Raw genomic sequence first — 19,089 nt, 5'->3', positions numbered from 1 at the left:
CGTATCCGAGCGAGAGGAACGGGAGGAACGACGTGCCCGACGAGCGCAAGAAGCCCAACATCCTGGTGATCTGGGGCGATGACATCGGCATCACCAACCTGAGTTGCTACTCCGACGGCCTGATGGGCTACCGGACGCCGAACATCGACCGGATCGCCGACGAGGGGATGCGGTTCACCGACTCCTACGGCGAGCAGAGCTGCACGGCGGGGCGGTCGTCGTTCATCACCGGCCAGTCGGTGTTCCGGACCGGGCTGAGCAAGGTCGGGATGCCGGGCGCCGACGTCGGGCTGCAGCCCGAGGACGTGTCGATCGCCACGCTGCTCAGGGAGCGCGGCTACGCGACCGGGCAGTTCGGCAAGAACCACCTCGGCGACCTCAACAAGTACCTGCCGACGGTGCACGGCTTCGACGAGTTCTACGGCAACCTGTACCACTTGAACGCCGAGGAGGAGCCGGAGTGGCCGAACTGGCCGCCGGCCGCGGACTTCCCGGGCTTCAACGAGCGCTTCCGGCCCCGCGGCGTCCTGCACGCGTGGGCGACCGACGCCGACGACGACACCGAGGAGGGCCGCTACGGGCGTGTCGGCAAGCAGCGGATCGAGGACACCGGGCCGCTGACGAGGAAGCGGATGGAGACCATCGACGACGAGGTGCTCGACGTCGCGAGGGACTTCATCGGGCGCCAGGCCGCGGAGGACACGCCGTTCTTCGTGTGGTTCAACACCACGCACATGCACTTCCGGACGCATCCGAAGCCCGAGAGCATCGGCCAGGCCGGCCGCTGGCAGTCGCCCTACCACGACACGATGATCGACCACGACAGGGTCGTCGGCGCGCTGCTGGACCAGCTCGACGAGCTCGGCCTCGCCGAGGACACGATCGTCATCTACTCCACCGACAACGGGCCGCACATGAACACGTGGCCCGACGGCGGCATGACGCCGTTCCGCAGCGAGAAGAACACCAACTGGGAGGGCGCCTTCCGGATCCCGGAGATGATCCGCTGGCCCGGCAGGATCGCCGCGGGCAGCGTCTCCAACGAGATCGTCCAGCACCACGACTGGCTGCCGACGTTCCTGGCCGCCGCGGGCGACGACGAGATCATCGACAAGCTCAAGGCCGGGCACACGATCGGCGACACGACCTACAGGGTCCACATCGACGGCTACAACCTGCTCCCGTACCTGACGGGCGCGGCGGAGAGGTCGCCGCGCCAGGGCCTCGTCTACTTCTCCGACGACGGCGACGTGCTGGCGCTGCGCTTCGACAACTGGAAGGTCGTCTTCATGGAGCAGCGCGAGCAGGGCACGCTGCAGATCTGGGCCGAGCCGTTCGTCGCCCTGCGCGTGCCCAAGTTGTTCAACTTGCGCATGGACCCGTTCGAGCGCGCCGACATCACGTCCAACACCTACTGGGACTGGATGTTCGAGAACGACTACATCGTGCTCGCGGCGACCGGCCTGGTCACGCAGTTCCTGGCGACGTTCGAGGAGTTCCCGCCGCGCCAGAAGGCGGCGAGCTTCACGATCGACCAGGTCGTGGACAAGCTCAACAGCGTCCTGACGTCGGGGCGCTGAGGCCGATGAGCGCCGAGCCACTGGCCTCCTGGAACGACGGGCCGGCCAAGCAGGCCCTGCTGGACTTCGCGGCCCACGCCGAGGCGTCGGTCCCCGCGGGCGACCGGATCGCCGTCTTCGACAACGACGGCACGCTGTGGTGCGAGAAGCCGGCCTACGTCCAGGCGCTGTACCTGCTGCAGCGCCTGCAGGAGCAGGCGGCCGACGACCCGGAGCTGGCGGCCAGGCCGGTCACGCAGGCGCTGCTCGAGGGCGACCTGGAGGCCGCGGCCGCGCAGGGGCTCGGGCCGCTGGCCGAGGTGCTGCTGGCCACGGACGCCGGCGTGACCGCCGAGGCGTTCGCCGTAACGGCGGCGGCGTGGCTGGAGCACGCGCCGCACCCGCACTTCAGGCGGCCGTGCGCGGACCTGGTCTACGCGCCGATGCTCGAGTTGATGGCCTTGCTGCGCGACCACGGGTTCCGCGTGTTCATCGTCACCGGTGGCGGCGTCGAGTTCGTCCGGGCGGCGAGCGAGCGGCTCTACGGGGTGTCGCCCGACGACGTCGTCGGCTCGGCCGTCGAGGTCGAGCTGGAGCGCCGCGACGGCAGGATCGACCTGGTGCGCACGGCCAGGCTGCTCGGCTCGCCCAACGAGGGCGCCCCCAAGGTCATCAACATCCAGGCGCACGTCGGGCGGCGCCCGATCTTCGCGGCGGGCAACAGCGCGGGGGACCGCGAGATGCTCGAGTACGCGACGACCGGGACCGAGCACCCGTCGCTGGCGATCGTCGTCGACCACGACGACGCCGATCGGGAGTTCGCCTACGAGGGCAAGGCGATGACCGACCCGAGCGCCGAGGCGATCGCCGAGACCGCGGCGCGCGCGGGGTGGACGGTCGTCTCGATGCGCGACGACTGGGCGCGTATCTTCCCGGAGGCGTGACGACGACGGCAGCGGCGCAGCCCGACATGGTGGAGATCGCTCCCGACACCTACATGATGGGGTCCGACGATCACTACCCCGAGGAGGCGCCCGCGCGGCCGGTGACGGTCACGCGCGCGTTCCGGATCGACCGTGCGCCGGTGACCAACCGGCGCTTCGCGGCGTTCGCGCGTGCGACCGGGCACGTCACGGTCGCCGAGCGCGCGCCGGACCCGGCGGACTTCCCGGACGCGCCGGTTGAGAACCTGCGCGCCGGGTCGCTCGTCTTCACCGGCACGGCCGGGCCGGTCGACCTGCGCCACATCGACCAGTGGTGGACGTGGACGCTGGGCGCGTCATGGCGCCATCCGGAGGGCCCGGGCTCGGCACTGACGGGGCGGATGGACCATCCGGTCGTGCACGTCGCGCACGAGGACGCAGCCGCGTACGCAGCATGGGCGGGCGCGCGGCTGCCGACCGAGGCCGAGTGGGAGCTGGCGGCGCGGGGCGGGCTCGTGGGTGCCACGTACGTCTGGGGCGACGAGCCCGAGGAGCCGGACGGCGCGCGGCGCGCGAACTACTGGCACGGCGACTTCCCCTGGCGCGCGGCGCGCGGCTACGGGACGACGAGCGCCGTCGGGAGCTTCCCGGCCAACGGCTTCGGCCTGCACGACATGGCCGGCAACGTGTGGGAGTGGACCGACGACTGGTACCTCGCCGATCGCGGCCCGGCCGCCGCGTCACCCTGCTGCATCCCACACGACCCCCGCGGCGGCGACGAGACCACCAGCCTCGACCCGGCCCAACCCCAGTTCCCGGTCCCCCGCAAGGTCGTCAAGGGCGGCTCGTTCCTCTGCGCCGACAGCTACTGCCTCCGCTACCGCCCAGCAGCGCGCCGCCCGCAGATGATCGACACCGGCACCAGCCACATCGGCTTCCGCACCGTCCGCTCGGGCTGATCAGCAGGCGACGCGGGCGGGGATCCAGCCGCGGCGGCCGGCGTCGGTCTTGACGCGGAGCCAGCCGGAGCGGCCGGAGAGGATCGAGAGGGGTTCGGAGGCGGTGATGGTGCCGGAGGTGGGGCCGCCGGGTGACGTTGCGAGCGCTGTGCGGCGGCGGCAGGCGTGGACGATGAGGTGGTGGGAGGCCGCGGTGGCGGAGCTGGCGCGGACGGAGCCGGTCGAGGACGGGACGCGGCAGAGGATCGCGAGGTCGACGGCGTCGTCGCCGGGGCCGAAGAGGACGTGGGCCGAGGTGCTGGCGCCGATGACGGTCGCGGGGTCGAAGCCGAGCGAGCGCTGGGAGCCGGGCGTGGGGACGAGGCCGGCGACGCGCATCCCGGTGGGGCAGGTCAGCTGCGCCGACGTCGCCGACGCGGCCGTCCGGGCGGTGATCAGCGCGGTGCGCGCGGGCAGCGGCGCGCCCGCGGCCAGGCGGCCGTGGGGGAGCGCCACGCCGGAGAGCGGGATCGGCGTCGGGTCGCCCGGCGCGAAGACGTGCTGGTGCAGCTCGTAGGCCGCGCCGCCCGCGGCGAGCAGCGCGACCGCGCCGGTCGCGACCGGCTTGACGACGCCGGCCTTCAGCGCCGGCGCCAGGCCCGCGGCGCCGAGCAGCAGCAGTGGCGCCGGAACCAGCACCCGCAGCGTCGAGCGGTTGTGCTTCAACTCGGTCCGGAACGCGCGGCAGGCGCCGCAGCCGGCGACGTGGCGCAGCGCGCTCACGGGCGCGCGGCGCTTGTCGTCGTGGGCCTTGAGCAGCGCGAAGCGCACGTCCTCGCAGCGCGCCTCGCGGGCGGCGTCCGCGCGGGTGAGCGCTTCACGCGCGCGGTAGACCAGCGAGCGCGACGCGCCCGGCGTGATCCCCAGCTCGGCGGCGACCTGCTCGTGCGTGAGCCCGTCCAGCTCGCGCCGCACCAGAGCGTGCCGCTGGACCTCCGGCAGCGCCGCGAGGTCGCCCAACGCCAGGGCGACGCGGTCGCGCTGCTCGGCCGCCGACTCCACCGACGGCCCGGACGCCGCCGGCTCCTCGCCCGCGACCAGCAGGTGCAGCGGGACGGAGTCGGTCCGGACCCGCGCCAGCTCGTCCAGGCAGCAGTTGCGGACCAGCCGGAACAGGTAGGGCCGGACCTCGATGTGGCGGTCGTCGCGCCGCAGCGCCCGGTGCGCACGCAGCAGCGCCTCCTGGACGACGTCGTCGACGACCACCGCCGGGCGCGCCCGCAACACGTGGCGCGCGTAGCGACGCAGAGCGCTCTCATACCGCGAGCACAGCGCCTCGAACGCCGCATCGTCGCCACGCCGCAGCGCGCCGAGCAGCTCGGTGTCGCTCATCCGCCCCGACGGCCGCTGCACCGCTGCCGAACCCCTCGCCGCGACGCTCATCGCCCGTGCCGTCCGCCGCCGTCGCACAGCGCCGACTCGCGCACCCAGCCGCGCGTCCCGAACGCCGCCGCCACGCGCCACCACGGGTCGTCGGCGCCGACCGTCACGACGCGCACGCGGTCGCCCCTGTGGAGCACCCCGACTCGCGCGCCGCCCGGCGTCTCGTACATCCCGACGGCCGCCACGCAGACGACCGCCGAACGCGGCGAAGCCGCGGCCACGGCCGGCGACGCGCAGAGCGCCGCCGAGACCGCGACCGCGGCGAGAGCGCCACGGCGTGAACGCAGGCCCAGCACCTAGCGGTGGTGCTTCTTCGACGCCCGCTTCGCCTTGGCCACCTTGGCCTTCCAGGTCTTCACCGTCTTCGAGAAGCTGACCTTCGACAGGCGCGCCGTGACCGCGCTGCCGGCGGTGCTGTCGGCCGACACGACCTCGCGGGAGATCAGCTCCTCCTTCTGGTCGAACTGGCCCCACTTGCCGTTCGGCGCCGTCGACTCACGCGCCAGCGGCAGCGCCGTGCCGTCCTCGAGCGTGATCCACACGTGCGACCCGTCCTGCGAGTCCTGGATGCCGGTCTTCCCATCCACGAGCTGCTCGTACTTGGTCCCGGTCACGCCCGCGATCGTCACCGGCCCGATCGCCTGCAGCGACGTGAAGTAGCGGTGCTGCTCGGAGCCCTGCTCGGTGCCCGCCAGCAGCTCCTTGTTGTAGGCCGCGGGGTAGCCCGGCCCGGGGATCGAGTCGTTGCCCCTGAAGTGCTCGACCTTCGGGATCCCGGCCGGCGGGTCGTAGCGGATCCACGTCGTGCCGCTCGCGTCGTGGACGCTGGCGCCGACCGCCTTGCCGGTCCTGGTGTCGGTCGTCTGCGAACGCCAGCGGTCCGACGCGATCCACCACTCGATCCGCTGGTTCATGTCGTTGCCCGCCGAGCCGCTGATGACGAACGACGACACGCCGTGCATCACCGTGCCCGGCGCGACCCCGGCGTCGTAGATCGCGGGGTCGATGCCCGAGGGGGCGGAGGCGGCGCCCGCGGCCGGGGCCGCCACGGCCAGCGCGGCCACCGCGGCGAGGGCGGCGCGCTTGGGGTTCAGAAGCGTGGTCATGCCCGGTATGACTCCTCCCGCCGTGAAGATGTCACGGCACTGCGTGCGGAATCTGACCGGGCGAGCCTAGCTCCGGGAAGCGGCGACCAGGGAGAGCGCGTCCGCGACGGTCGCGGCGCAGGTCGCGGCGCCCGCGGCGAGCAGCTCGTCGCGCGCGTGCGTCGTCGTGATCCCGACGACCGTCGCGCCCGCCGCGGCGCCTGCGGCCACGCCCGCCGGCGCGTCCTCGAAGACGACGCACGCCGCGGGGTCGACCCCCAGCGAGCGCGCCGCCAGCAGGTAGCCCTCCGGGTCCGGCTTGCCCGCCCGGACGCGGTCGGACGTCACGAACACGCGCGGGATCGGCAGCCCCGCGGTCTCGATCCGCACGCGTCCCAGCTCCGGCGGGCACGACGTCACGACCGCGAACGACGACCCGACCACGCTCGACCCCATCAACAACTCGCGTGCGCCCGGCAGCAGCCGCGCCGGCGGCCCCTCGATGTCCATGCGCTCGATCCGCGCGTCCTCGGCGGCGACGTCGAGGTGCGGCGCGAACTCGGCGATCACGTCGCGCGCCGGGCGCCCGTGGACCGAGCCCAGCAACACGGACGGCTCGATCCCGACCGACTCCGCCCACGTCGACCACGTGACCTCGATCGAGTCGCCGGAGTCGACGAGGACGCCGTCGAGGTCGGAGAGGACGGCAGCGGGGGAGAGGGACAGCGCGGTCATGCGACCTCCGGGGTCTTGTTGGTGGTCTTGGTCGGCGCCAGCGCGCCCGCGCCCGCGACGACGAGCGCCGCAGCCACGATCATCAGCGTCAGCGCCGTCGGGACCGAGGTCAGCGACGCGACCGCGCCGATGATCGGCGGGCCCGACAGCAGGCCGAGGTAGCCGGTCGACGTCACCGCCGCCAGCGCCGGGCCGGCGTCGCCGCCGGTCGCCGCGGCGCGGAAGACCATCGGCGTGATGACCGACAGCCCGGCGCCGACCAGGATGTAGGCCAACAGCCCGACCGCCGGCTCGCCGACGAGCAGCGACACCGCCATCGCGACACCCGCCAGCGCGCCGCCGCGGCGCGCCAGCGTCACCGGCCCCATCTGCGCGTTGAGCCAGTCGCCGCCGAGCCGCCCGGTCGCCATCGCGACCGAGAAGGCGCCGTAGGCGAGCGCAGCGAGCGCCGCGCCCGCGCCGATCGCGCGCAGGTGCACGGCGCTCCAGTCCATCGCCGCGCCCTCGCAGAACAGGCAGCAGAACGCCAGCCCGCGCAGCGCCCAGCGCCCACCGCTCGTGGCCGCGGGCGACGCGCTCGCCTCGTGGGTCTCCGGCGGCGCCGCGTCCGGGATCAGCGACCGCGCCATCCACTCGCCGATCGCCGCGCCGAGAACACCAACAACGGCGAACTGCACGACCGGCCCGACGTCCGCGACGACGGCCAGCGCCGCGAGCCCCGCGCCGACCAGCCCGCCCGCGCTGAACGCCGCGTGCATCGAGGAGAAGATCGCGCGCCCGGCCGCGCGCTCGACCTCGACGCCCTGCACGTTCATCGACACGTCCAGGGACCCGTTCGCGAGCCCGAGCGCGAACGTCGACAGCGTCAGCAGCGCCAGCGACGGCATCGCCGCAGGCAACACCAACATCAACCCGAGCGCGGCGACCGCGACCCGGACCACGTTCGTGCTGCCGCGCCTGGAGACGATCCTGCCCGCGACCGGCATCGCGATCAGCGCGCCCGCGGCCAGCGCCGCCAGCGCGATCGCCACGCCGCCCGGCCCGGTGTCGAGCCTGTCCTGGATCGCCGGGATCCGCGCGCCCCACGTGCCCAGCAGCGTGCCGTTGAGCAGGAAGATCGTGGTGACCGCCGCGCGCGGAGAGGGCTTGACGAAGCTCACGACGCGATCACCACGTCGACGCCCAGCGCGCGCAGCGCGGCCAGCTCGGCCTCCGGCGCGGAGGACTCGGTGACCAGCTGCGCGACGTCGTCGGCGCGCGCGATCACGTGCGCCGCGGTCGAGCCGAGCTTCGAGCCCTCCGTCGCGACCATCAGCCGCCCGGCGCAGCGCGCCTGCTCACGCGCGACCTCGGCCTCGCCCGCGTGGTAGGTCGTCAGCCCGACCGCGGGGTGCAGCGAGCACGCGCCGAGCACCGCGACGCCGGCCCGGACGCGGCGGATCGCGTCGACCGCCTCGGCGCCGACCGTGGTGCGCGAGTCCGGCTCGATCCGCCCGCCCGCGAGCAGCACCTCGCCGGGCGCGTCGGCCAGCGCCAGCGCGACGTCCGGCGACGTCGTGATCACCTGGCGCGCGTGCCCGTCGACCGCCAGCAGCTGGGCGATCGCCAGCGCCGTCGTCCCGCCGCAGATCGACACGACGTCCTCGTCGGACAGCAGCGCCGCGGCGCGCGCCGCGACCGCCGCCTTCTCCGGCGTCCCGTGCCCGAGCCGCTCGACCAGCCGTGCCGGCGTCGTCGCCGCCGCGGGCAGCGCGCCGCCGCGCACGCGCCGCACGCGCCCGGCGGCCGCGAGCTCGTCGAGGTCGCGCCGGACCGTGTCGTCCGACACGCCCAGCGCGCCCGCCAGCTCGGTGGCGACCACGCGCCCGTCGCGCGCCAGGGCGCCGAGGATCGCCTCGCGCCGTGCATCCGGCAAAACCGCAGTTTCACGCATCCGGACGCAAGTTACCGCTTCGCCCGGAGCGCCTGCGCGTCGCGTCAGGCCGCCGACGCCCCACGACGACAAAGGGGCGGCCGGTCCGAAGACCGGCCGCCCCTCTGCAAGGCGTACGTGTTGCTGTGCTGCGCTACACGCGGCCGGACGCCGCGCGGCCCATGCGGGCGGCGGAGTCCAGGACGACGGCACCGAGGAGGACCGCGCCCGTGACCATGAACTTCGTGGCCGAGGTGTAGGCCAACAGGTCCATGCCGTTGGAGATCGAGCCGATCACCAGGGCACCGAGCAGGGCCGACCACACGTTGCCGCGGCCGCCGAACAGCGAGGTGCCGGCGATGACCGGGCCCGCGATCGAGTTCAGCAGCAGGTCCGACCCGCCCGAGGACTGGTTGACGGCCAGCAGGCGCGACGCGGCCATGATGCCGCCGACCGCCGCCATCATCGAGGCCAGGGAGAACACGAGCACGCGGACGCGGAAGACCGCGATGCCGGCGCGCCGCGCGGCCTCCATGTTGCCGCCGACCGCGTAGATGTGGCGGCCGAACTTCGTCCGCCGCGTCCAGAAGTCGAAGGCGGAGACGAAGCCGAGCAGGATCAGCACCGCGACCGGCACGCCACGGTCCCTGTTGACCACGTAGACGAACAGGAACGCGGCGACCGCCACGGCGGCGATGCGGATGATGACCAGGGCGACGGGCGGCGCAGCGAGCCCGCTGGCCAGGCGGCGCTGGTAGCCGCGCAGCGTCCCGAGCGCGAACAGCACCACGCAGACGATCGCGACGATCCAGCCGGTGCTGTCGGCCAGGAACTTGCCGGCCAGGTCGGTCAGCAGGCCCGGGTTCAGGTTCACGGTGCCGGTCTCGCCGAGCACCTTCAGCTGCAGGCCCTGCCAGCCCAGCAGACCCGCCAGGGTCACGACGAACGTCGGGATGTTGAAGCGCGTCGAGATGAAGCCCTGGAACGCGCCGATCAGCAGGCCGACGACGAGGCCGGCGACGATCGCCGGGACCGGGGCCCAGCCGTGCTGGACGCTCAGCACCGCGACGATCGCGGACGTCACGCCGGACACGGCGCCGACCGACAGGTCGATCTCGCCGAGCAGCAGGACGAGCACGACGCCGACGGAGATCAGCGCGACCGCGGTGATCTGCAGCGACAGGTTGACGATGTTGGTCGCCGACAGGAAGCGGTCTTCCTGGGACTGGAAGATGATCCAGACGATCGCCAGCAGGATCAGGACGCGCAGCGACCCGAGGTCGCCGGTCCGGATGCGGTTGAAGAAGTCCTTGACGCCGGTCGGCATCGACTCCTTCTGCGCCGCGGCGTCGGACAGCGTGGGCTCGGTCGAGGGCGGCGTCGGTTCGGTGCTGGTGCTCACTGGGTCACCGTTCCTTCCGTCTTGGTGCGGTTGCCGTTGCCGGTGAGCCCGGTGATGGCGGCGACGACTTCCTGCTCGTTGGTGTTGTTGACGTCGAACTCGCCGCCGTTGGCACCCAGGCGCATGACCCAGATGCGGTCGACGACCTCGAAGACGTCACGCAAGTTGTGGGAGATGACGATCACGCCGAGCCCGCGCTCCTTGAGGCGGGTGATCAGCCTCAGGACCTGCGCGGTCTGGGCCACGCCCAATGCCGCGGTCGGCTCGTCGAGGATCACCATCTTGGGATCGCCCAGTAGGGATCGGGCGATCGCGACCGACTGCCGCTGGCCGCCGGACATCGCCCCGACCTCGCCGCGCACGGACTGGATCGTGGTGACCGACAGCTCCTCGAGCAGGTCGTTGGCCTTCTTCTCCATCGTGACCTCGTCCAGGAGGCCACCAGCGGTGGCCTCCTGCCCGAGGAACAGGTTCTCGACGACGTCCAGGTTGTCGCACAAGGCGAGGTCCTGGTACACCGTCGCGATCCCGAGTCCCGTTGCGTCCGGGGGCGTGTTGACGGACACCTTCTTCCCGTCCCACAGGTACTCGCCCTCGTCGCCCGGGTGAATGCCCGAGATGACCTTGACGAGCGTGGACTTGCCGGCGCCGTTGTCACCGACGAGGCCAACGACCTCGCCGGGCATGACCCGGAAGTCCACGCCGTTCAGCGCGCGAACGGCGCCGAACCGCTTGGTGATCCCCCGCAGCTCGAGCAGGGGGGTGGTCTCTGCCATCTCGGGCAACTCCCTTTCAGCTACTTCTGGCTACTGGATGCCGGCGGACTTGCAGGCGGCAGCGTACTGGCCGACGCAGATCTGCGAGGGCTTCCAGAAGCCGTCCGCGATGATCGTGTCCTTGACGTTGTCCTTGGTCACGGCGACCGGCCTGAGCAGGACCGACGGGACGTCGATCGTGCCGTTGTTGGTCTTGCCGTTGACGACGCCGTTGGCCGGCTGCTGGCCGTTCAACAGGTTGACGGCGAGCTGCGCGGCGGCCTCGGCCTCGGGCTTGATCGCCTTGTAGACCGTCATGTACTGCTGGCCGGCGAGGATGCGCTGGACGCCGTCGAGCTGCGCGTCCTGACCCGTGATCGGGATCTTGGTCGGGTCGACGCCGTTGGACTTCATCGCGGCCACGATGCCCGCCGCGTTGCCGTCGTTGGCGGAGTAGACGCCGACGAAGCCGTTCTTGCCGAGGGCGGTGATCGCCTGCTCCATCTCGGACTGGGCCTTGTCCTGCGACCAGTCCGGGGTGTCGTACTCCTTGGCGACCTTCAGGCCGGACTTGTCGATGACCGAGTGCGCGCCCTGCTTGAACAGCTTGGCGTTGTTGTCGGTCGGGGCGCCGTTGATCATCACGATCTTGCCGGAGCTCTTGCCGTCGGCCTTGAGCTTGTCGACGAGCGACTGGCCCTGCAGCTGGCCGACCTTCACGTTGTCGAACGAGATGTAGTAGGCCGGCTTCGAGTTCAGGATGAGACGGTCGTACGAGATGACCGGCACCCTCTGCTGCGCCGCGCGCGTCACGATCGACGCCGCAGAAGCGGAGTCCACCGGGTCGAGCACGATGACCTTGGCGCCGTTGGTGAGGGCGGCCTCGGCCTGGGACTGCTGCTTGGCGGCGTCCTGATCGGCGTTGGAGTAGATCAGGTCGCAGCCGGAGCAAAGCTCCTTGAGCTTCGCGGTGAAGCTCGGGCGATCCTGGGACTCGTAACGCGCCGTCTTGGACTCCGGCAGCAGCAGGGCGATCTTGCCGGTCTTGCCGGCGCTGCTCGACGAGCCGGTGCTCGCAGCAGAGTTGCTCGACGTCGTCGAGCTGTTGTTGTCGTCGCTGCCGCAGGCGGCAACGCCGAACGTGAGGGCTGCGGCCGCGACGACCGACACCCACTTCGAACTACGCATGGAAAGCACGCTCCTCCTCGAGGTGCAGGGGACAGGGATTGAGGGAAGTCTTGTTGTAGGTGTTCTGGCTCACGCCTGGATCTCCTGGAGGTGATCGACGGGCGTGGAGAACGTCTCCGCATCCTGCAGCACCAGGGCCAGAGCGCCCAATACCTGTGCGCGATCACCGAGCGGCCCGTGGGCCACCTCGACGTCGTCGCCGGCGCTGGAGATCGCGTGGCGGTGGCACTCGGCGCTCAGCGGCTCGAGCAGGACGTCGCCGCAGGCGGCCATCTCGCCACCGACGACCACGCGGCTGGGGTTGAGCAGGTTGACGAGGTTGGCGACCGCGCGGCCGATGTGGCGCCCGGCGTCGGCGACGACGCGCGTGGCGGCGGGGTGGCCCTCCAGGGTCAGCTCGACGACGCGCGACAGCGTGAGGTCCTCGCCGAGCGTGGGGCGCAGGAGGTCGACGGTCGCGGCGCCGGAGGCGAGCGTCTCGAGGCAGCCGCGGTTGGCGCAGCGGCACACGGGGCCGTGCTCGTCGATGATCGTGTGCCCGATCTCCCCGGCCGTGCCGCCGACGCCGACGTAGAGGCGGCCGTTGAGCACGAGGCCCGCGCCGATGCCGGTCGCGAGCTTGAGGTAGATCATGTCGTCGACGCCCTCGCCGGCGCCCCAGACGTGCTCGGCGAGCGCGCCGAGGTTGGCGTCGTTGTCGACGCGGACGGGCAGCGAGAGGCGGTCGCTCATCGCGCGGGCGGCCGTGATCCCGACCCAGCCGGGGAGGATCGACGTCGATCCGACCGTGCCGGTGTCGGCGTGGACCGGGCCCGGGAGGCCCATCCCGACGCCGAGGACGAAGGACTTGTCGATGCCGGCCTCGGCCAGCGCGGTCTCGACCAGCTCGCTCGCGGCGTCCAGGCCCTGCTCGGCGCGGTGGTCGGAGGGCAGCTCGCGCCGGACCTCCGAGAGGACGGTATGACCGAGGTCCGCCACAGCCACCGTCACGTGGCTCTTGCCGAAGTCGACGCCGACGGCGGCGCCGGCGCGGCGGTCGAGCGACACCAGGACCGGCGGGCGGCCGCCCTGCGCACCGGGGGCGGCGGAGTGGTCGACGCGCTCGGCGACGAGGCCGTCGCGGACGAGGTCCGCGATCAACGAGGACACGGTCGTACGGGACAGACCCGTGCGCCGAGCAAGCTCGGCGCGTGACGTGATCCCTGCGACGCGGAGGGCGCTCAGCACCCGCCGCCGGTTGCGCTCGCGCAGGGACTCGAGCGATCCGGACCCTTCATGACCCATCTCGACGTGGACCCTCTCACCTAAAGATTAGGTTTGTCAAGAGAAAGAACGAACTCCGGGTTAAGCGCGGCGCCCTTTGCCCATATCGCGTACGAACCACCTGGTCGATCGACAGCGCTTCCGAGCGCGCGTGTCTAGAGCGGATGGACGGAGGTTCGAGTCCGGTGGCGGACCGTTGGACGTTCGTCCGGTGCTGCTATGTGGCGGCGGGCATCGTGCCGATCAGATGGGAGTGATGACCACAACGCGTCGCAGTCGCCCGCGCGGCCTACGCGACCGGCTCTCCGGAGACGGTGGCTTCGCGCTGATCGAAGTCATGGTGAGCGCCGTCCTGGTGGTCGTGCTGGCCACCGCGACGCTCAACGTCATCGACAGGTCCTCCAACACCTCGGCGCAGACGCGGATGCGGGCGACCGCCACCGGCCTGGCCCAGGAGGACCAGGACGGCATGCGCGTCATGAGCGTCGCCCAGCTCGACCAGCGCGACAGGACCTACACCAAGACCATCAACGACATCAACTTCTCGGTCCACTCGACCGCGGAGTGGGTGCGCGACGCCGGCGTCGCGAGGTGCGACTCCAGCACCGACCGCGTGGAGTACCTCAAGACCACCAGCTACGTGACGTGGCCCGGGCACACCACCAACCCGGTCACGCTCGAGTCCTACGTCTCGCCCGGCGTCGAGGCGCTCGCCACGGGCGCGTTGATGGTCAAGCTCCACACCGATCCGGGCGCGGGTGTGTCGGGCGTCTCGGTGCGGCTGTCCAACGGCCAGTCCGCGGTGACCGACAACACCGGCTGCGCGCTGTTCACCGGCCTGGCCGCCGGGACCCTCGGGGTCTCCTGGGACGGCACGAGCGGCGACTACGTCGACCGCAACGGCATCCAGACGCCGAGCGAGAACGTCGTCATCGGCGCCGGCCAGACCGCCCAGGTCGACCGCCTGTGGGACCGGGCCGGCCGCGCCACGATCCGCTGGGTCGACGAGAACGGCCAGGCCGTCGTGCCGACCACGGCCGGCACGCCCACCGCGCCGAGCGGCGGCATCGGCGCCGGCGTCGTCAACTCGCTGATCACCAAGCCGACCGACCCGACGCTGCTGCAGACGCGGATGTTCGACAACCAGACCGCCTCGGTCGCGCCCAACACGCCGCTCGACCCCTACATCCTGCCGATCACCACCGCGGGCACCCCGACCAAGGTCAGCGAGCTCTTCCCGTACACGCAGGCCTACACGATCTACGCGGGCGGCTGCAAGGGCAACGCCCCGCCGGCGTCGTACACGCCGCCCCAGGTGAGGATCCCGGCCGGTGCCGACTCGACCCAGGTCGACGTGCTCGTCCCGACGGCGAACGTCAGCTTCAGCGGCGCCATGTCGACGGTGAGGGGTCAGAGCGGAGGCTCGGTGACGTACGTGCGGCTGATCAACCAGGACAGCAACAGGTACTGCATCGACAGCACCGCGATCGACACGACCACGTCGGCCGGCCCGTACGTCTTCCACGTCCCCGCCGGCACCTACAACATCTGCGTCCAGAAGTACGTCGCCGCCACCAGGACCAACTACGCGAGCACCATCGCGGGGGCGATCAGTCCCGTTCAGGGCGGCGCGAGGAGCACGACCGTGAACCTCACCCCGATCGTCGACGGGACCGGCTCCGGCAACTGGAAGTCGGGTGCGACATGCTGACCCGGGCACGCGCGCTGCTGCGCGACGACGACGGTTTCTCGCTGATCGAGCTGCTGACCGCGCTGGCGATCGGGTCGATCGTGCTGACCGCGGTGCTGATGGTCTTCACCAACGGGTTGACCAACACGGCAAAGGTCACCGACCGCCTCGACGCGACCCAGCGGGCGCGGATCACGACCGACGTGATCAGCTCGCTGCTGCAAGCCGGGGTCTGCAACAACAACACGGCGCCGATCACCAACGCTTCCGCCAACTCGATCACGTTCACCGGCAACACCGGCGGCCCGGAGGACTCACCGGTCCAGTACCGCATCCGCTGGGACTCCGCGACCAAGACGGTCTACGAGGACATGTACAGCTACAGCGGTCAGGCCTCGTCGACGGACTCGACGCTCGTCTACCCGGCGACGCCCACGAAGACCAAGGTCATCGGCACCAACATGCAGCCGCAGGGCGACGGGACGACGCTGTTCACCTACTACCCCTTCGACACGACCGCCGGCACGGTCGCCGCCAATCCGATCACGGCGCCGGGCACGAACGCGGTCACGCTGAGGACGATCGTCGCGATCAAGACGAACCTCACGTCGCTGCCGTCGCGCACCAAGACGTCGGCGACCGACTCGGCCGCGCCGATCGAGGCGCAGTCGGTCATCGGCCAGGTCGATCCGAGCAACCCAGGGCAGGGAACCCAGTGCTGAAGTCACTCAAGCGCGCCCGCGAGGACAGCGGGTTCACGTTGGTCACCGTCATGGTGAGCATGATGATCCTCGGGATGTTCGTGGTTGCCGCGTGGGCCGCGGTCAACCAGGACACGGCCTTCGGCCGCAACGACCAGGACACCAAGCGCGCCTATGAGGCCGCGCAGGCCGGCGTCGAGTGGTACGCCTACCAGCTCGCCCGCAGCCCCGACACCTTCTGGCAGAGGTGCGCGACCAACGTCACGCTCTCCAATGGCTCGGCGGCGCCGGTCACGCTCGAGGGCGACAGGAACCCGTCGTGGGCGACGGTCACCAACGCCGACGGCCAGGCCAAGACCAAGGAGCAGTGGCGGATCGAGATCCTGAACACCAAGAGCGTCACGACCGGCGCCGCCGTTCCCTGCCAGACGGGCACCGCCGCATCGACGACCGCGCTGCAGAACGGCAACCTGCGGATCCGCGCGACCGGCCGCGCCAACGGGCACTACCGGTCGGTCATCGGCACGTTCCGCCGCCAGGGCTTCGTCGACTACATCTACTTCACCAAGTGGGAGACGCAGGACCCGATCATCTCGGGCGCCGCCAACTGCGACAACCCACGTAGCAGGCGCGGCAGCGCGTGCGTCGTGATCCAGTTCCAGAACGTGGACAGGATCAGGGGGCCGATGCACACCAACGACGAGTCGATCGTCACGTGCGGGTCTCCGACCTTCGGCCGCGTGGGCAAGAGCGACAAGTTCGAGGTCGCCGGGTCGTCGCCGGGCTACATCTCGGCGTCCGGCTGCGGCACGTCGACGCCGGTCTTCAACGGCCCCAAGACGACGCCGGCGGCAACGCTCGACCTGCCCGACGGCAACACGAACCTGCAGACCCTCGCGACCCCCGCCTGGACGTTCACGGGTCAGACCTGCCTCGACTTCCGCAACGACGTCGTCGACGTCTACACGAGCCAGACCTGGAGCAGGACCAACCAGGTCACCTGCAGCGGCAACATGGTGACCAAGCCGCTGACGGGTGCGCAGGCGCCGCCCAACGGCGTCATCTACGTCACCGGCAGCGGCGCCTGCGGCTACTCGCGCAACGAGAACTACGACAACCCGGCGACCTGCGCCGACGTCGCCGTCAGGGGCACCTACTCGCAGTCGATCACGATCGGATCGGCCAACGACATCGTGATCAACGGCGACATCAAGAAGTCCGGCGACGAGATGATGGGCCTGGTCGCCACCAACTTCGTCCGCGTCTACCACCCGGCGCGGTCGGGGACGAACTGCGCCAACACGCCGGCGGGTTACGCGGCGGTCACGCAGATCGACGCCGCGATCCTCGCGCTCGCCCACTCGTTCGTGGTCGACAACTACGACTGCGGCAGCGCCCTGGGCAGCCTGCAGGTCAACGGCGCGATCGCCCAGTACTACCGCGGCACGGTCGGCACCGGCTCCGGCACGAACATCTCGACCGGCTACGGCAAGGACTACAACTACGACGACCGGCTGAAGTACCGCAGCCCGCCGAACTTCCTGGACCCCGTCCAGACCCGCTGGGACGTCGTCCGACAGACGGAGCAGAAGCCGGCGCAGATGACGGTCGGCACGCCGCCCCCGACCAGCTAGCCCAGGACGGGCGCGGTCTGCAGGACCGCGTCCAGCAGGCCGGGGAAACGCGCCTCGAGGTCATCCCGCCGCAGCGACACGTGGCGGTGGGTGCCCTCGATGCGCGTGAACGTCACGCCGGCCTCGCGCAGGGTCTTGAAGTGGTGGCTGCGGGTGGACTTGGAGATCCCGAGCTCCATCGAGCCGCAGACGGCCTCGCCGCCGGCGTCGAGCGCGCGCACGATCTTCAGCCGCACGGGGTCGCCGAGCGCCTGCAGGACGGTCGTGAGGTCGAGCTCGGAGGTGTCGGGCTGATGCAGGTCCACGACGCTCAGGATAGCGCCTGGTTCGACGTGGGTCGAACTCCCTAGGACGCGGGCTCGGGCTCCGGCTCGAGGTCGCGGTGCACGCGCGAGTGGAAGCGGCCGTAGAAGGCGTAGATCAGGAGGCCGATGGCCAGCCAGATCCCGAACCGCCACCAGGTGGTGCCCTGCAGCTTGGTCATCAGGTAGATGCACAGCGCGGCGCCGATCAGCGGGAAGATCGGGACGAACGGCACGCGGAACGGGCGTTCCATGTCCGGCTCCAGCCGGCGCAGGACGATCACGCCGATGTTGACGAGCAGGAACGCGAAGAGGGTCCCGATGTTCACGAGCTCGGCGAGCTCCGACAGCGGGATCAACGCGGCCATGATCGCGATCAGGATCCCGAACAGGAGCGTGATCCGGATCGGCACGTGGCGCGGCGACAGCTTGCTCAGCCACCTGCCCGCGGGGACCAGCCCGTCGCGGCACATCGAGAAGAAGATCCGGGTCTGGCCGTAGTAGATCGTCAGGACCACCGAGGTGATCGCGATCAGCGCGCCGAACGACATGATGTCGCCGGCCCAGTCGCCGAGCCCGGCGCCCTGGCGGATCGCCTCGGTCAGCGGAGCGTCGGCGCCGTCCATCACGCTGGTCGGGACGAGCCCGATCGCCGCGACCGCGACCAGGATGTACACGATGGTCACGAGGATGAGCGAGCCGATGATCCCGATCGGCAGGTCGCGCTGTGGGTTGTCCGCCTCCTCGCCGGTCGTCGAGACCGCGTCGAAGCCGATGTAGGCGAAGAAGATCAGCGCGGCGGCGTCGACGGTCCCGGACGTGCCGTGCGGCGCGAACGGCTTGAAGTGGTGGCCGGTGAAGTGCGTGATCCCGATCACGATGAAGAACACCAGGATCAGCAGCTTGGTCAGGACCAGCACCGTGTTGGCGCGCGTGCTCTCGCGGACGCCGGCCAGCAGCAGGCACATCACGGCCAGGACGAGGCCGGCGGCGAAGAGGTTCACGGTGCCGCCGTCGCCCGGCGGCGCGGTGATCGCGTCGGGCAGGTTGATCGAGAAGAGGCTGTCGAGCAGGTCCTTCAGATAGCCGCCCCAGCCGACGGCGATGGTCGACACGGAGAACCCGTACTCGATGATCAGGTCCCAGCCGATGATCCAGGCGACGAGCTCGCCCAGCGTGGCGTAGCTGTAGGTGTAGGCGGAGCCGGAGATCGGGATCGCCGCCGCCAGCTCGGAGTACGACAGCGCGGAGAAGACGCACGTGATCCCGGCCAGCGCGAAGCTGAGGATGATCGCGGGGCCGGACTTGCCGATCGCCTCGCCGATGATCACGAAGATGCCGGTGCCGATCGTGCCGCCGATGCCGAGCGCCATCAGGTCCAGCGCGCCGACGGCGCGCCGTAGGCCGCCGGACCCGCCGTCGTCGTCGGACTTCAGCTGCTTGCCGCGTTTGCGGTCGAAGATGCCGCCCCAGCGGCCGACCCCGTTGCCGCCTCGATCCGGGTAGCCGCCGCCACGCCCCGCCGTCGTTGCCATGGCGTACGTCTTCTCCCGGTTCGC

18 protein-coding genes are annotated in these 19,089 nt (G+C 71.2%); 6 read left to right on the top strand and 12 right to left on the bottom strand.

From position 1 onward, the window contains the following. Positions 1–32 precede the first annotated feature (32 nt). Genes H030_RS0125860 through H030_RS0125850 form a run of 3 tightly spaced genes read left to right on the top strand, consistent with a single transcriptional unit; the run spans position 33 to position 3,441 of the window. Positions 33–1,580: an arylsulfatase gene (locus H030_RS0125860; protein ID WP_027008265.1), complete on the top strand. Its 1,548-nt coding sequence runs from the start codon at positions 33–35 to the stop codon at positions 1,578–1,580. A 5-nt stretch (positions 1,581–1,585) separates the two neighbouring features. Continuing rightward, positions 1,586–2,503, top strand: a complete 918-nt coding sequence (locus H030_RS0125855; RefSeq protein ID WP_027008264.1) for an HAD family hydrolase — start codon at positions 1,586–1,588, stop codon at positions 2,501–2,503. A gap of 26 nt (positions 2,504–2,529) precedes the next feature. Continuing rightward, positions 2,530–3,441 (top strand): formylglycine-generating enzyme family protein, encoded by a 912-nt coding sequence (locus H030_RS0125850; RefSeq protein WP_027008263.1) that lies wholly within the window; start codon positions 2,530–2,532, stop codon positions 3,439–3,441. Here the strand turns inward: H030_RS0125850 and H030_RS0125845 are convergent, their stop codons facing one another. From H030_RS0125845 to H030_RS35290, 10 genes are all read right to left on the bottom strand, one after another. Continuing rightward, a complete protein-coding gene (locus H030_RS0125845) occupies positions 3,442–4,812 on the bottom strand; it encodes an RNA polymerase sigma factor (protein ID WP_027008262.1) in 1,371 nt (456 codons plus the stop codon). Positions 4,813–4,859: 47 nt separating this feature from the next. Continuing rightward, positions 4,860–5,159, bottom strand: a complete 300-nt coding sequence (locus tag H030_RS0125840; protein ID WP_027008261.1) for an SH3 domain-containing protein — start codon at positions 5,157–5,159, stop codon at positions 4,860–4,862. Next, positions 5,160–5,969, bottom strand: coding sequence for a hypothetical protein (locus H030_RS0125835; RefSeq protein ID WP_027008260.1), 810 nt, complete (start codon positions 5,967–5,969; stop codon positions 5,160–5,162). It abuts the gene before it with no gap. Positions 5,970–6,035: 66 nt separating this feature from the next. Further along, the gene (locus H030_RS35300; protein ID WP_051223760.1) at positions 6,036–6,683 is read right to left on the bottom strand and encodes an HAD-IA family hydrolase; all 648 of its coding nucleotides are present in this window, start codon (positions 6,681–6,683) and stop codon (positions 6,036–6,038) included. Then, positions 6,680–7,843, bottom strand: a complete 1,164-nt coding sequence (locus H030_RS0125825) for an MFS transporter (RefSeq protein WP_027008259.1) — start codon at positions 7,841–7,843, stop codon at positions 6,680–6,682. Before H030_RS0125825 ends, H030_RS35300 begins: the two co-directional genes overlap by 4 nt. Then, positions 7,840–8,616 carry a DeoR/GlpR family DNA-binding transcription regulator gene (locus tag H030_RS0125820; protein ID WP_027008258.1) on the bottom strand — a complete coding sequence of 259 codons (777 nt, stop codon included), beginning with the start codon at positions 8,614–8,616 and terminating at the stop codon, positions 7,840–7,842. The genes H030_RS0125825 and H030_RS0125820 overlap by 4 nt, the downstream gene beginning before the upstream one ends. A 133-nt stretch (positions 8,617–8,749) precedes the next feature. Beyond that, complete coding sequence (locus H030_RS0125815) at positions 8,750–9,997, bottom strand: sugar ABC transporter permease (RefSeq protein ID WP_027008257.1); 1,248 nt, start codon at positions 9,995–9,997, stop codon at positions 8,750–8,752. Further along, a complete protein-coding gene (locus tag H030_RS35295) occupies positions 9,994–10,773 on the bottom strand; it encodes an ATP-binding cassette domain-containing protein (protein WP_051223758.1) in 780 nt (259 codons plus the stop codon). The genes H030_RS0125815 and H030_RS35295 overlap by 4 nt, the downstream gene beginning before the upstream one ends. 30 nt (positions 10,774–10,803) lie before the next feature. After that, a complete protein-coding gene (locus H030_RS0125805) occupies positions 10,804–11,940 on the bottom strand; it encodes a sugar ABC transporter substrate-binding protein (protein ID WP_035129827.1) in 1,137 nt (378 codons plus the stop codon). Positions 11,941–12,009: 69 nt separating this feature from the next. After that, positions 12,010–13,224: an ROK family transcriptional regulator gene (locus tag H030_RS35290; RefSeq protein ID WP_035129823.1), complete on the bottom strand. Its 1,215-nt coding sequence runs from the start codon at positions 13,222–13,224 to the stop codon at positions 12,010–12,012. 316 nt (positions 13,225–13,540) lie between these two features. On the opposite strand from H030_RS35290, the gene H030_RS39400 reads away from it, so the two are divergent. The 3 genes from H030_RS39400 to H030_RS0125785 are packed head-to-tail and all read left to right on the top strand — an operon-like array spanning position 13,541 to position 17,228. Continuing rightward, entirely contained in the window at positions 13,541–14,914 is a 1,374-nt protein-coding gene (locus H030_RS39400) for a hypothetical protein (protein ID WP_027008255.1), read from the top strand. Beyond that, on the top strand, positions 14,908–15,615 hold the full coding sequence (locus H030_RS39395) for a PilW family protein (RefSeq protein ID WP_027008254.1): 708 nt from the start codon (positions 14,908–14,910) through the stop codon (positions 15,613–15,615). The genes H030_RS39400 and H030_RS39395 overlap by 7 nt, the downstream gene beginning before the upstream one ends. Beyond that, the gene (locus tag H030_RS0125785) at positions 15,609–17,228 is read left to right on the top strand and encodes a pilus assembly PilX family protein (RefSeq protein ID WP_027008253.1); all 1,620 of its coding nucleotides are present in this window, start codon (positions 15,609–15,611) and stop codon (positions 17,226–17,228) included. The genes H030_RS39395 and H030_RS0125785 overlap by 7 nt, the downstream gene beginning before the upstream one ends. Here H030_RS0125785 and H030_RS0125780 read toward each other — a convergent pair. Both H030_RS0125780 and H030_RS35285 read right to left on the bottom strand, forming a co-directional pair. Beyond that, positions 17,225–17,533, bottom strand: a complete 309-nt coding sequence (locus tag H030_RS0125780; protein ID WP_027008252.1) for an ArsR/SmtB family transcription factor — start codon at positions 17,531–17,533, stop codon at positions 17,225–17,227. The genes H030_RS0125785 and H030_RS0125780 overlap by 4 nt on opposite strands. A gap of 41 nt (positions 17,534–17,574) precedes the next feature. Further along, a complete protein-coding gene (locus tag H030_RS35285) occupies positions 17,575–19,065 on the bottom strand; it encodes an amino acid permease (protein WP_081691173.1) in 1,491 nt (496 codons plus the stop codon). Between the last annotated feature and the right edge of the window lie 24 nt (positions 19,066–19,089).

The sequence above is a fragment of the Conexibacter woesei Iso977N genome, from assembly GCF_000424625.1.
GTDB classification, from domain to species: domain Bacteria; phylum Actinomycetota; class Thermoleophilia; order Solirubrobacterales; family Solirubrobacteraceae; genus Baekduia; species Baekduia woesei_A.
The sequence above is the reverse complement of the archived record's forward strand: the minus strand, read 5'-3'. Positions and strand labels throughout refer to the sequence as shown.